Below are 13,575 nucleotides of genomic sequence, written 5' to 3'. Positions count from 1 at the left end.
AATGATAATTCTGTTTACAGTCTTTTCATTATTGTTACTTTTCTTGCAAAAATTTTCCTCCCATGGTAAATTATACTTATATTTATGTCAAATAAAATGTAAATTATATATTTTTAAAGGGAGCGTGTTTTTATGAAGAAATACAAACTGCTGACCTTGGTCATCGGTTTCGTATTGGCTGCAACGTTTTTTTCCGCACCTCGTGTATTTGCTGCATCCAGTGATTTTAAAATTTCTAACGGGGTGCTTACAAAGTACAGCGGAAACGATACAACCGTAAAGATTCCCAACACAGTGAAAGAAATTGGGGATAACGCGTTTTCGGGGAATAATCGTATTACTTATGTTACCATTCCAGATTCCGTACATACGATTGGCGATAAAGCTTTTTACGACTGCGGCCGTCTTGCCACAGTCAATATCCCCAGCAGTGTTGAATCCATTGGCACACGTGCTTTTGCGGAAAGCCCAAAGCTTCGCTATGTTTCACTGCCCAAAAAGCTGACGGAAATTAGCAGTGGGCTCTTTAGCGGTTGTACCTCACTCAACGATATTTCTATTCCTTCAAATGTAACCTCGATTAGTGATGCCGCATTCTATAATTCCGGTATTACAAGTATATCCATTCCACCGGATGTAAAGACTATTGAAGAGAACGCATTCAGCTATTGCTCCAAGCTAACCAGTGTAAGCTTTCGCAATGGTCTGACTAGCATTGGTAAAGAAGCGTTCAGCTATTGCAAATCTTTAACCTCTGTTTCTCTTCCCCGTTCCATCTCTGAAATGGACGATTCTGTATTCACCTACTGCACCGCGTTAACTAGCGTTAGTTTGCCGGATGGCATGGAGAACCTGCCCGAGAAAACTTTCTTTAACTGCACTGCATTAACCAATGTAAGCATGCCGCGCTCCTTGTATTCGATTGGAGAGCGTGCGTTTTACAACTGCCGTGCTTTAACGAACATTTCTCTTCCCTCTTTGCTGGAAGAAATTAAATCTGAGGCTTTCTCGTATTGTGTCAATTTGCAAACCGTAAAGCTGCCCCAGTACCTTTCTACCTTAGAGGATGGTGCATTCTCGTACTGCTCGCGTTTGCAGACTGTCAATATTCCCAAGGAGCTTGTTACGATAGAGGACGATGTATTTGCGTATGACCAAATGCTTAGCTCTGTTACCATTGAAGATGGATTAAAGGGAATTGGTGACGGTGTGTTCTATGACTGCAACAGACTATATACTCTAGTTGTTCCAGACAGTGTACTGGAAATCGGCCGTAACGCTTTCTCGGATAATACCACACTGCGTGGTTCCTCCGATTCTTACGTGCGTGCTTTTGCCAACAGCAAGGGCTACAAATTTAAGCTTACTTCCGACTATTCCTCCGATATTCCTGCTGGAGCAAGCACAAACCCAACTCCCACACCAAACCCGGATTCGGGCACAAATACCGACTTATCTTACAATGGTGTGCAATACGCTGGTTCTGTTATGATTGACACCAACGCTTACACAATGGCACCAGGCAATATTTACGATATTGGCGTGTCTTTGGCCGGTAACGCGTATACCAAAACAATTAATGTTTATTCCAGCCGCACCGGTATTGCCACTGTGCAAAGGCTGGCGAACGGCAATTACCGCGTAACGGGAAAAACCCCCGGCACCTGCTACGTTGTTGTAGATGTTATGAGTGGAACAACTGTACTAAACCATGTTTCTATCCGTTTTGATGTAGTAAACAATGTGGTACAGCATGGGCAAGCCGCCCGTAACCGCAGCTACTTTAACTAGTAATTTTCTGTATTACAGCAAATGGGGCGCAGCACCTGCGGAGTTTCCGTATAGGGCTGTGCCTCATTTGCTATTATGTTCTGAAAGCTTCCGGCAAATCCGGAAGCTTTTTGCATACTTTGCATAGACTTTTTAAAATCACTTTACTTTTTGGATGGAACCGAGTAGAATAAAAAACATTATTTCAACCGCTTTCTAATACTACCATACTAAAGCGAGAGGTTTATCAAAGGAAGGACTGTTTATTATGAAAAAACTACTGGCTCTTTTCCTCGCCCTTACGGTATCTGTCGGCATAACCGCCTGCGGCCAAGGAAATCAGTCCGCTTCTTCTGCGGAAAACAAAGACGAATCCTGGAGTAAAATCCAAAAAGCCGGGACACTGGTACTTGGTTTGGATGATGCTTTCCCGCCTATGGGCTATAAAGATACAAAAACAGGTGAGATAATTGGCTTTGATATTGACCTTGCAAAAGAAGTTAGCAAGCGTCTTGGCGTAACACTCAAGCTTCAGCCAATTGATTGGAACAACAAGCAGGCAGAGCTAGACAACGGAAATGTAGACTGCCTGTGGAACGGCTTTAGCAAAACCCCGGAGCGTGCAAAAGCTATGGCGCTTAGTATTCCTTATATGAGCAATAACCAGATTATTCTAGTTAAAACGAATTCCACTTATCACTCTCTAAAAGATTTAAGCAACAAAGTGGTTGGGGTACAGAGTGACTCTTCAGCAGAAACAGCACTAAATGCCGTTGAGAATAAAGAATTCAAGGGGTCTCTAAAGGACATTGTTAAAATTGATGATTATGCCAAAGCCATTCTAGAAATTCAGAACGGAACCATCGACGCAATCTCGATTGATGAAATTGTTGCTCGTTTCTACCTGAACAATCAGCCGGACGCATTCCGTATTCTGGACAATGGCGGAACACCAATCTCGCTCGCTGCCGAAGATTATGTAATTGGTATGCGTAAAAATGACATGGCTTTGAAAGAAAAAGTAGATGAATCACTCAAAGAAATGGCCAAGGATGGAACGATGAAAAAAATCTCTGAAAAATGGTTCGGAGAAGATGTTACTACAGTAGATATAAAATAAACCAAGTGTATGTAAACTGGTCCCGGAGGTCTTCGTTATGAATTATCAGGTGCTGTTAACAGAAATGTTTCAGGCAACTCTGATGTCGTTGCAAATTTTCGCTTTCACCTTAATCGTCTCGCTTCCTTTGGGACTTTTGGTGGCACTGGGCAGAATGTCGAAACTTAAAATCGTCAATCTGCCTGTGCGCTTCTACATATTGATTATGCGTGGAACCCCCCTCATGCTTCAATTACTGTTCATGTTCTACGCATTAAAACCCCTGCTCGGTATTCAACTCGATCGTGTTTTGGCGGCGGAGGTAGCTTTTGCACTAAATTATGCTGCTTACTTCGCTGAGATTTACCGTGGCGGGCTGGAGGCCATCCCCAAAGGGCAAAGTGAGGCCGCAAAGGTTTTGGGTTACACCAAGCCGCAGGCTTTTATGCACATCATCTTGCCGCAGGTAATCAAACGAATCACCCCACCAATGGGCAACGAGTTTATTACCCTCGTAAAAGATACATCCTTGGCGCAGGTAATTGGTGTTGTGGAGCTGTTAAAAGTCACTTCGCAGTGGGTATCCAGCGCTGTGGATATGACTCCTCTGGTCATTGCCGGCGTGTTCTATTTGGTTATGAACGGTGTTGTTACCCGTGCATTTACCATGCTAGAAAACCGGCTAAGCTATTACCAGTAAAGGAGGAATTTCCATGAGTCAAACCATTTTATCCGCAGAAAACATTCGTAAGAGCTTTAATGGCGAGGAAATTCTCAAAGGGATTTCACTGGAAGTTAAAGAAGGTGAAGTACTCGCTATCATCGGCCCCTCCGGCTCGGGGAAAAGCACCCTGCTGCGCTGCATTTCACAGCTTGAAACAATCGATTCCGGAAAAATTTCCGTCAGTGGAGATATGTTGGTGCAAAATGGAGCGGATGGAAAAGCGGTTTACGCAACTCCTGAACAGTGCCGTAACATTGGTTTAAAGCTAGGTCTTGTGTTCCAGAATTTTAATTTATTCCCGCATTACAGTGTACTGCGTAACATAACAGACGCCCCGGTTCGCGTACTAAAAAAAAGCCGGGAAGATGCAAAAGCAACCGCAATGGAGCTTCTTAAAAAAATGGGGCTTTCCGAAAAAGCGGACGCCTACCCACACCAGCTTTCCGGAGGGCAGCAACAGCGCGTTTCTATTGCCCGGGCAATGGCGATGAATCCGGAAATCTTGTTTTTTGATGAACCTACCTCTGCTCTTGACCCCGAGCTGACGGGCGAGATTCTTCGTGTCATGCGCCAGCTTGCCGCAGAACACATGACAATGGTTGTAGTTACGCACGAAATGCAGTTCGCACACGACGTAGCTGACCACGTTATTTTTATGGATGGCGGCATCGTGCTGGAAAATGGCACGCCAGATGAGATTTTTACTCATACGCAAAATGAACGTACCCGCGCTTTTTTGTCTCGTTTTACAGAGTAATATTTCTCAACCTTTAAATGCTTACAAGTGCAACTCACAAATGATACAATCTTCTAACCCAAAGAGAACACCCCCGCCATTAGGCGGGGGTGTTCTCTTTATAAAAAGCTAAGATTTCTTATTTGCTGAGCAGACCTCGACTTACAATTCCATAGATGTTTTAAAAAAGCACAGCATACTCCACGAAAAGATAGGGTCATTCGCTTTATTGTTGCTTTCATGCCTATCAATGACCCGCCCAGCTTAAGCTATTAATCTTACGGTTATCTCCGCTGGGTCTTCGAATTTTATAATACGGTTCTCTGCAAGTACGTTTGAACTGGCACATCACTTTGTCTTGAATGACTTCATATGCTGCTTTATTTTCTTAATTGCCCAATCGTAGTGGCTGGAAGTTGTAGAAACGCAGTAAGACCCCAATGCAGATGTCCCCGTCCATGCAAATTGATTCTTTTCAAATAATTCTTCATTTGAAAATGTTTCAATCAACTCCAGTACTTTTCTATGGCTTTGCAGTAGCATGCTTTTGGAATCCTCATAAGAAGTCGATTGGTGCTTCTCCCAAAACGCAACATTCATTTGCCCGTAGGTCTTCCAGTTATATGGTGAGGGTAAAAATGGCTTTGTTTCTCCATTTTGATTCGCTTCAACCCAATTGAGCAAAAGTTGGTGCCACTCGTACAAGTGAATAAGCACATCACGCAGGTTTTTATCTCGAGCCCAATGTGCTTCTTTCTTATTAAAAGAGTCATCGTACTGAAATGTTGCGATCTGTTCCTCCATTGTCATAGAATCTATTAAATTCCACATCTTCTCGAATTGAGCTGTAGCATCTGCAATTAAATCTGATTTCGTGGTAGCTCTTGCCATAAGATATTCTCCTTTCCTTTTAGCTATGTATCAATTGTAACACAGTAAACATGACAACAGATTGTCATGTTTACTTATATATTAAATCATATCATAATGTACCCAATCAAAAAACCCTGAGTATTTTTTTGTAAACAAATACAGCTTAACCGTATTATTCGTAAACATATCAAACACAAAAATTGCTTGTATGTAACAATACAGTTAAGCTGTTTCTCACAATTACTATTGTAAAATCATTCCGCGTCGTCTGCGTTTTCCCAGTTGTGCCATACGTTTTGCACATTTGAACCCAGATAGTCGAAAGAAATAAAATATGATGATATAACATGAACTTATTAAAAATTTCTAAAAATGTATTTCACAATTAAATAATTTTATTTTCCATTGTTGAAAATAGTATATCATAATTAAGATTGGAAAATCAAGATTTGAGCAATGACATACGTTTTAAATTATAATAAATTTATTGCAATAAAAATTGCAGAAAAAATTGTGGCTTAAGCATATGCCTAAACCACCATTTCATTTATTCATCTTCGTTTCACTCCAGAGATATAAGCATTCATAATACTGTTTTGGGGTAATGTAACAAACACAACATCAGCTACATTGATATGTACATCCACAGCACAATTTAAAACTCGTCTATTTCCCTGTAAGTTAACTTCATATTTATTCTCACTAACAATATCAGTAACCGTTCCAGTTAAAGTACAGTCATATCCCGCTTTTGATATTCCATCTTTTACTAAATATTGAATCGTTTTCAGGAGCGTGTTTTGAATTAGATTCATAGAGTACAACTCCTTTGAATAGCCAAAATATTAAGCCCTGAAAGTGATTGATTGAATTGATTCATTGCATCAGTTACCGCTTGTTTCTGCGCTCTCTGGATTTGAGCTAATATTTTTTCATCTGCACTGCCTTGAACGACGATATTTCCCATCTGGATGTTGACAGGGACATTACTGCTATAGCTACTGGAGTTATAAGCAGCGTTTTCTTTCGCTGTTAGAACACGCTCACCCCTATGTAAAAGTGCCTTGTATCCATCGAAAGGAACATAAGATAAACCATTAGCATGAGAACCGTCTACATCATCATTTTTAGAATTACCGCTCTTCATTTTGCTTTGGCTTTTCTTCCAAAAAGATAATTTATCTGTCAACCATTTCACTTTTTCAGTCACCCATGACGATATATTTTCCCAAACCGATTTCAACCCATCCCAAACCCAATTGATAAGACTAGAACCGATATTTGTAAACGTATCCCCCAAACCATTGAACCACTCTGCCAGTGAATTAATGCTGTCATCGAACCATTGTACAATACTACTCCAAATGTTTTTAATTCCATTCCAGATATTGGTTGCAATATCTGCGCCCACATTCAGCATTTTCCCCATCAGCCCATTAAAGGTTTCAACAACAGCAGAAATGATTAATGGAATTGAACCGATGACTATTGATATAATCTGTGGCAAGTTTCCGATAATTGCAGTAAATAATTGTATTCCTGCCTCTATAAGGAGTGGTATATTATTGATTAGCGCATCGGTAATGTTTGAAACAATCAATGGTATTGCTGCAACGATTGCAACAATAATTTCTGGCAATGCTTCAATTAGAGCCACAAACAAACTAATTCCAGTTTGGATAATAAGAGGGATATTTTCAAGAATTGTATTCATCAAATTGTTTATAATATCTGGCACGGCATCTATTAATACTGGAATTGCGGCAATAACTCCATTAGTTAATCCCTGAACCAATTGCATAGCGGCATTAATTAACGCTGGTATGTTATCTATAAGTCCTTGCGCCAATGTTGTGACTGCTTCTACAGCAGAGGCAATTAATAATGGTAATGCTTGTGATATACTATCCACAATTTTAGTAATAAGCTGTGGCAAAGTATTTGCCAGCCCAGTAAACAAATTTTGAATCATGGAAATAGCTATTCCTGCAATTTGCGGCAATATATCAGATGCAATACCGGGTAACATTCCTGCAATTTTAGGCCCCAATGCACCGACCAATTTTGCAATACCGCTAAAAGCAACTTCTATTCGGGGTAAAAGATTTTCAGCAAAAGTGCCGATACTGTCAATCAAATTTGTTAGTAAAGAATCAAAATTTTGATTTTCATCCGCTAGTCCAACAAGTAAGTTTGACCAAGCAGCTTTCATGCCTGAAGCACTGCCTTGAAGAGTAGTGCTTGCTTCTTTTGCAGTTGTTCCTGTTACACCAAGTTCTGTTTGTACAACATGAATCGCCTCATATACATCATTTAAATTGCTGATATCATATTTCTGACCAGATAATTTTTCCGCATCAGAGAGTAACCGCTGCATTTCTTCTTTTGTGCCGCCATAGCCAAGTTTAAGATTATCAAGCATGGTATAGTTCTGCTTTGCAAAACCTTGATAAGCATTTTGGATCGATTCCATGCTAGAACCCATCTTATTAGCATTGTCAGACATATCTGTAATAGCCATATCGGCTACTTGAGCCGCCTTAGCTGTGTCCCCGTTGAGGCTTTGCAATAAACTTGCAGAAAAACTTGTAACAGTTTCCATATATGTATTTGCAGACATTCCCGCCGTTTTATAAGCATTCGCTGCATATTCGTTAACTATATTTGAGCTATTTTTAAATAGAGTTTCTACACCACCTATAAGCTGCTCGTAATCTCCATATGCAGTTATAGCTTGTTTGCCCAAAGCGACCACACCAGCACCAGCGGCAGCCATACCAGCGACAAGGGAAGTTTTGAGAAAATTACCTACACTAGATAACCTTGATTTCATTCCTTCTGCTTGTACATCAGCATTTTTCATACTGTTGTTATATTCCGAAGAATCTAAAGTCAGTTTATAGGAATACTCTGCTAAATTAACAACTGACATATTTCACCCCCTTTTTATTCCGATTCTTGCAAAGCAAGCAAGCCCTGTAAATCTGGCTTTGTTTGCTTCACTATATTTCCATTTGTATAATCTTCTTGATATTGCCATTTCAAATAGGCTTCTCGCCATTCTGGATTTTGCATGAGCTGACGGAGCCGAATTTGTTTGATATATCCCAAAAAGGCACTATAAGGCATACGCATAATGTCATGGTAACTATTGTGTGTTTCCATAGATACAAGCACAATATTTTCCATGATTTCAACATCTTCACTGGCTCTTACAACCTGTGAAATTGAGGAATCCCCAACACTTTTTAATTTGATGTCGGGGATTCTGAAGAAGGGTTATTCGCCCTCTCATTCGCTTGCTGCATAGTGGAAGTTAGAATAGCTTGTAACATTACAAAGTTATCAATTTTCTGTTCCCTGAGCGTTTCTCTGGTAACATTTTTATCCGGGTCAAGGCTTAGAATTTTTACAACAATGTCTTTCATTAACTCGGTTGCTGCTCTAACATCTGATTTAACGGTATTCTGTACTGTTTGATAAGCATCATATAGTGTCAGGAAAAATTCTGTACTAAAGTTACCATCAATATGATATTCTTCCCCGGTAACAGTCTTAATTGTAAAATCTTCTTCTTTGAGAAGCGATAAGTCAATAATTCTCATTTATTTATCAGTCCTCCAGATCTTCTACTGATACTTCGTAGTAAACGTGCTTTCCTGTGCTGGGTTTTAATTGAGCTATAATAGTAAAGGCATAATCAAAAGTTACAGGCTTTTCTAAGTTAAAGTCAAAGTTCAACTCTCCATTAAAAGCGCAGGTAAACATATTCACAACAATTTTCTTCTTTGCTGCTTCATCGGTACTTACAAAGCGCAAATAAACATTAGGTGATTTGTCTTCATGCGCATAAGAAAAAATAGTTTTGCCTGTAGTTTCATCTACAGTATAGGTTGATCCGGTTAGGAAGTTTGAGATGTTCTCGAGATTCCAGCTAAAAATACCTGTCTGAAAAGTATTTGTCTTTTCTTTAATAAATTCACCCACTAAACCCGCATTTGCAGATTTAAGCGGCTCCTTTTCGATTTCAGATTTCAAAACAGAATTGGCTTCAATGTATCCTAAATAGGTCAGTTTTGCTTCTTCCGCTTCTGTAAGGTTAAAAACATCCGCAATCTCTTTTACTGGAATTGCGTACAGATCACCAGAACCCATTACAACTTCTTGATTGCCATTTTTAATATAATTCATAGAGTGAAATTCCCCCTAATTTAAATTTTGACAAGAAAATAGACGAGTAGATGATACTCGCCTGATTCTTCATTTTTAATAATTCCCCCACCATTAACAAGGTGGGTATGTCTGATAATTGTTTCAGAATCTTTAATTTTGGTTGGTTTATTAAAGTTATCCAATATTTCTATTAGCCTATCTTTAATAGGGAATAGCTTTAATTTATCTTTACTTACAATCCGAATATCAAGCTGATAATCTCGAATAGATGAACCGCCGTTCAACTCTTTAAAATTATAAATAATATAGGTTTCAGCTTTTGATTTCGGTGGTTTTTCAAAGAGAAAGATATTTTCGCCAACTAAGCTATTTATTTCGGTATCGAGAACAAGATGCTCCCGAATTACATTCATATCCATACTCATAATGAATCACGCTGCCTTAGTGCATTCGCTATTTTTTGCTTTACTGATTCCATATTTTGATCTACTGCGGCTGTAAGATGAGGCTTTTTCCAGTCCACAAAAGGAGCATACTCCACATTCGTTCCAACTGTACCAATAATATTATCACCGTCAATAACAGCATCAGAAGTATAGGAGCGTTTCAATGTTCCTGTATCAACTGGGCATAGCTGCTTTGTATCAGCCTCAATCATAAACATAGATTCCTGCATGCCTTGCAATCCTGCTTTCATGACACGGTTAATTTCATCTTCAAATGGAGAACTCATATATTTTCCCCCTGCGTTACATTACGCTCTTTGACAAAACAATCTAAATAATCATCCCATTCAATTACTTTGGCAATGTCAAAATCTTTGTCTTTGTATCGAACCAAACCGCCAATTCCAATATCACTATCCAAATCACAGAAAACCCGATATGTGCAATCAATATAATAACCATAGTCTTTAAATATCTGCTCTCGGCTCGCTGGTTGTACATCACAAGGAATAGACTTCACTTCGACTATTTCACCTTCCACCCATGAGCCATGATACATATAACCATCAGTTTCTTTTAAAAGCGTGATCTGCTTATCATAAAACCAGTTCATATTAAAACACCTTCAGCCGTGGTAGAGGAAGCATAGCTTTTACATCATCGGTCAATCCGTCTGCATTCATATTGGTAATAGATGTATTAATGTACGTTTCAGAGCGTGAACCCTGTGTTTGAGATGCTTTCATTTGCTTGCCATTTGAAATATCATTTTTATATTTATCATTGTTAAAATAGGAAATAGCCAAGCTGATCCAAGCAGAAACATAATGCTCATCCAACGTTTCCCAACCTGTATAAGTCATAATTGCAATCTCTGCCCGGTCAATGGCATAGTTTAAGAGTGTATCTAAGTTACTGTCTGCAAGCCCTAGAATGGCTTTTACAGATGATAGAATATTTTCTTTTATTGGTACTCACCCCACTTAAATAAAGCAAAAGAGGACGGTTTTACTCGCCCTCACAACGCTTGTATTATTTAATTATGCTTTTGTTTTGACTACAACAGCAGCAGCTTTGCTTACTTTATGGGAAAACACCTTTCTTCCCTGAACGGCTGAAGCACCTACATACTTGCCAGAACCGGCAAGGGACTGAACGGTTACAGGCACGTTCCATTCATCAATGCGGTGACAATACTGAGGATGACCGGCAATGAATTCTGTTTCATCAGAAAGATTATTACTCTCATAGACGGCAAAACCTGCAATTTTACCAATCGCACCAGTAGCGACTAGTTCTTGGCTCAAATCAGATTGCTTAATAAAATCAGAGGATTTAAGCAGCAGAGCATAAACGCTGGGTGTAACAATCAACCATCTACCATCAGTAGGGACACCTGCATCAGATAGCGCAGTACGAGCATCCACAATGGTTTCATATGCAGTAGTCTTAGTAAGTGCCGTAGTACTTGCCATAGCTGTACCACCCTCTTCCAGTTCTGCAATAGCATCCTTATCAAGAGAATTAGCCAGACTATAACCGGCACTGTCAAGACGCTCTGCAATGACACCATCGGGAACAGAAGCAGCATCAGAGCCATCAACAATTTCATTAACCGCTACATCGTTATTAATGGAAACAGTAAGATATGTAGTGCTACCAGTTTCGGCACTAATGCCATTTGCTTTGTCATACTCTCGTGCAGTGACTTCCGTATCACGAACAGGAATCTTAACTGCACCTGCCTTGGGATCACCTTCATAATTGAGATTAAAAATCACGTTATCCTTGGTTACAAGGGTCTTTCTTAGTTTTGCGTCCACCAGTGCGGAATAACGTTCTTGTAGTGTATGTGCCATAAATATCAAACTCCTTTAAATTTTAGTTTTTAGTCCCGGATTTTTGCTATAAAATGCTCTCTCTACCCCACTAAGCTGTTCCGGGTCATCAGCCGGGGGAATGTGTGTATTGCTCTTTAGCTTGGCTTCAATTCCAGCAGAAAGTTTGTCATTAAAAACCTTCTCGAATGCAGCCAGATTGTTTGTAGTCGTTTCCTCATCTGTACCAACAAGGAAATCAATCATCTCAACAGGCAACCCTTTTTCAGTAGCCAGTTTTAATGCCTTATTGGTCAAATCCTTTCGAGTGGCTTCGGCTTTCATCTGCTCAAACTGAGCCTGAAGCTCTGCTAATTTTGCATCTTTTGGATCTGCATCTGGATAACGCTTTTTGATTTCCTCGTCCATCAATTTAGAAAGATTATTGGCTTTCCATGTATCCAACCCCTTAGAATGATACTTATCAAGTACAGGCTGAATAAACTTTTTGCCATCATCAGTATCCAGATATAAACCAACTCTATCAGCTGTCATTAAACCGCCAATATAGTTTTTATACTCATCGGTATCCTTAAACTTTTCTAGTTCTGCAATAATTTCTTTAAAATCCATTTCAAACTCCTATTCTTTTGCCCTTGGTATACTCAAAAAGTCTATCAAGTGCAGATAAATTCTTATATAAAAACAGCCCTTACTAATGTCTGTATTTCGGACACTTAATAAGGACTGATTTATAGCTTTGCTTACATTCATTCGCACATCGTTTGCAGATATCGTTATATTGAATTCTGTTAAACTCATTGCGGAAGAATTCTGTTTCTATCAAATTTTTCTGTGTCAGTCTTGCCATTTTACAATCACTCTCTGAAACTATCCATTTAAGTATTATTCTAGTGTCATTTTCAATGATTTTTTTCAATTTAAGGCAATAAAAAAACAAGGTAATATAAACACTTACCTTGAAAATCAAAATGCCTTACAGCTTAAATTTCACTTATAATTGATACTGTCTTTGTACTACTTTATTTCATGTGTGGATTTCCACTTATCATAAGTAGAATAGTTAATCACTTTCTTTTGTCCTGTAACAGGGTCAATAATGTTCTCACGTTTCTTGGTAGGTTTCCAGCCATCAACAACAGGAATTAGACAACAACGGCAATTCGGATGAAGTGGAGGGATAGGATGATCTTCATCAATTTCCCATGTTTTACCATCTAATTTTCTATCTTCATTGGCGGTATCATTATCTAATGTAGCATCCCACATAACCCGCTTAACAACACCGCTGGAACGATATACTTCAGCCTGTGCAGAAGATACGGCTTTAGCTGTTTCCGTATTGATAACCCGCTTTGCCTGATATGCAGTTGAACCAAAATCAGATTTAATTTTACGAGCAAGCTTCTCAACTGATTGCCCTTGTATTAAAGCCCGCTCTACATCTCTTTTTACTCGAACTGCTAAATCATCAACATTATCCCAAATACGAGAACTAAATGTTTTACCCTCTATGGGAGCCATTACAGCGGCTTTTACAAATTCAGGTTTAAGTAAAGAAAATGATTTGAATGCTTGAGTACCTTTGTCCAATACAAAGGCTGTCTTAACGTATGTATCGTTAAATATATTGGTCAAAATATTAGTCGTTTTATCAACTGTCTTTTCACCCAAACCTTGCATTTGTTCCGTTAATTGCCGCTCCAATTGGAGAAGAACATTATACCGAACTTGAGAAGATATATTGAGTTTACCATCAACAGTATACCGGGCATATATCTTTGCAATCTGCTCTTGTACTTCATCTAAATTGTGTCTGTATGCTCTTAAAAGCTCAATTGTTTGCTTAACTGCGTATTGCTCGGAATCTTGTTTAATACCTAGAATCTCATTCTGAAGCTGCTTATTCATTATGT

At 39.1% G+C, this 13,575-nt stretch carries 17 protein-coding genes; 4 read left to right on the top strand and 13 right to left on the bottom strand.

What is annotated here, in order from left to right; genetic code table 11:
* Window positions 1–132: 132 nt before the first annotated feature.
* The 4 genes from E7L17_RS07570 to E7L17_RS07555 all read left to right on the top strand — a co-directional run bounded on the left by E7L17_RS07570 (window position 133) and on the right by E7L17_RS07555 (window position 4,350).
* Window positions 133–1,791 carry a leucine-rich repeat domain-containing protein gene (locus E7L17_RS07570; protein ID WP_316322652.1) on the top strand — a complete coding sequence of 553 codons (1,659 nt, stop codon included), beginning with the start codon at window positions 133–135 and terminating at the stop codon, window positions 1,789–1,791.
* A 247-nt stretch (window positions 1,792–2,038) separates the two neighbouring features.
* The gene (locus E7L17_RS07565; protein ID WP_316322651.1) at window positions 2,039–2,890 is read left to right on the top strand and encodes an amino acid ABC transporter substrate-binding protein; all 852 of its coding nucleotides are present in this window, start codon (window positions 2,039–2,041) and stop codon (window positions 2,888–2,890) included.
* Window positions 2,891–2,927: 37 nt separating this feature from the next.
* Window positions 2,928–3,569, top strand: a complete 642-nt coding sequence (locus E7L17_RS07560; protein WP_316322650.1) for an amino acid ABC transporter permease — start codon at window positions 2,928–2,930, stop codon at window positions 3,567–3,569.
* 13 nt (window positions 3,570–3,582) lie between these two features.
* Window positions 3,583–4,350, top strand: a complete 768-nt coding sequence (locus E7L17_RS07555; protein WP_316322649.1) for an amino acid ABC transporter ATP-binding protein — start codon at window positions 3,583–3,585, stop codon at window positions 4,348–4,350.
* Between the two features lie 327 nt (window positions 4,351–4,677).
* Here the strand turns inward: E7L17_RS07555 and E7L17_RS07550 are convergent, their stop codons facing one another.
* From E7L17_RS07550 to E7L17_RS07490, 13 genes are all read right to left on the bottom strand, one after another.
* Window positions 4,678–5,220: a ClbS/DfsB family four-helix bundle protein gene (locus E7L17_RS07550; protein ID WP_316322648.1), complete on the bottom strand. Its 543-nt coding sequence runs from the start codon at window positions 5,218–5,220 to the stop codon at window positions 4,678–4,680.
* Window positions 5,221–5,753: 533 nt separating this feature from the next.
* Complete coding sequence (locus E7L17_RS07545) at window positions 5,754–6,017, bottom strand: hypothetical protein (protein WP_316322647.1); 264 nt, start codon at window positions 6,015–6,017, stop codon at window positions 5,754–5,756.
* Window positions 6,014–8,134, bottom strand: a complete 2,121-nt coding sequence (locus tag E7L17_RS07540; protein WP_316322646.1) for a hypothetical protein — start codon at window positions 8,132–8,134, stop codon at window positions 6,014–6,016. The genes E7L17_RS07545 and E7L17_RS07540 overlap by 4 nt, the downstream gene beginning before the upstream one ends.
* A gap of 14 nt (window positions 8,135–8,148) precedes the next feature.
* Window positions 8,149–8,391 carry a hypothetical protein gene (locus E7L17_RS07535; RefSeq protein ID WP_316322645.1) on the bottom strand — a complete coding sequence of 81 codons (243 nt, stop codon included), beginning with the start codon at window positions 8,389–8,391 and terminating at the stop codon, window positions 8,149–8,151.
* A gap of 59 nt (window positions 8,392–8,450) precedes the next feature.
* The gene (locus tag E7L17_RS07530) at window positions 8,451–8,807 is read right to left on the bottom strand and encodes a hypothetical protein (RefSeq protein ID WP_316322644.1); all 357 of its coding nucleotides are present in this window, start codon (window positions 8,805–8,807) and stop codon (window positions 8,451–8,453) included.
* A gap of 7 nt (window positions 8,808–8,814) precedes the next feature.
* Complete coding sequence (locus E7L17_RS07525) at window positions 8,815–9,393, bottom strand: hypothetical protein (protein ID WP_316322643.1); 579 nt, start codon at window positions 9,391–9,393, stop codon at window positions 8,815–8,817.
* A gap of 20 nt (window positions 9,394–9,413) precedes the next feature.
* Window positions 9,414–9,788, bottom strand: coding sequence for a hypothetical protein (locus E7L17_RS07520; protein WP_316322642.1), 375 nt, complete (start codon window positions 9,786–9,788; stop codon window positions 9,414–9,416).
* A gap of 8 nt (window positions 9,789–9,796) precedes the next feature.
* Window positions 9,797–10,108 carry an HK97 gp10 family phage protein gene (locus tag E7L17_RS07515; protein ID WP_316322641.1) on the bottom strand — a complete coding sequence of 104 codons (312 nt, stop codon included), beginning with the start codon at window positions 10,106–10,108 and terminating at the stop codon, window positions 9,797–9,799.
* Window positions 10,105–10,434 carry a hypothetical protein gene (locus E7L17_RS07510; protein ID WP_316322640.1) on the bottom strand — a complete coding sequence of 110 codons (330 nt, stop codon included), beginning with the start codon at window positions 10,432–10,434 and terminating at the stop codon, window positions 10,105–10,107. Before E7L17_RS07510 ends, E7L17_RS07515 begins: the two co-directional genes overlap by 4 nt.
* Before the next feature lies 1 nt (window position 10,435).
* Window positions 10,436–10,777, bottom strand: coding sequence for a phage head-tail connector protein (locus tag E7L17_RS07505; protein WP_316322767.1), 342 nt, complete (start codon window positions 10,775–10,777; stop codon window positions 10,436–10,438).
* A gap of 84 nt (window positions 10,778–10,861) precedes the next feature.
* A complete protein-coding gene (locus E7L17_RS07500) occupies window positions 10,862–11,680 on the bottom strand; it encodes a P22 phage major capsid protein family protein (RefSeq protein WP_316322639.1) in 819 nt (272 codons plus the stop codon).
* A 15-nt stretch (window positions 11,681–11,695) separates the two neighbouring features.
* On the bottom strand, window positions 11,696–12,271 hold the full coding sequence (locus tag E7L17_RS07495; protein WP_316322638.1) for a DUF4355 domain-containing protein: 576 nt from the start codon (window positions 12,269–12,271) through the stop codon (window positions 11,696–11,698).
* A gap of 405 nt (window positions 12,272–12,676) precedes the next feature.
* A complete protein-coding gene (locus E7L17_RS07490; RefSeq protein WP_316322637.1) occupies window positions 12,677–13,570 on the bottom strand; it encodes a minor capsid protein in 894 nt (297 codons plus the stop codon).
* Window positions 13,571–13,575 lie beyond the last annotated feature (5 nt).

It is taken from the genome of Clostridium sp. (genome assembly GCF_032576335.1).
GTDB lineage: Bacteria > Bacillota > Clostridia > Oscillospirales > Acutalibacteraceae > Faecalispora.
Note: the sequence above shows the minus strand (reverse complement) of the source record. Positions and strands in the feature narration are given on the sequence as shown.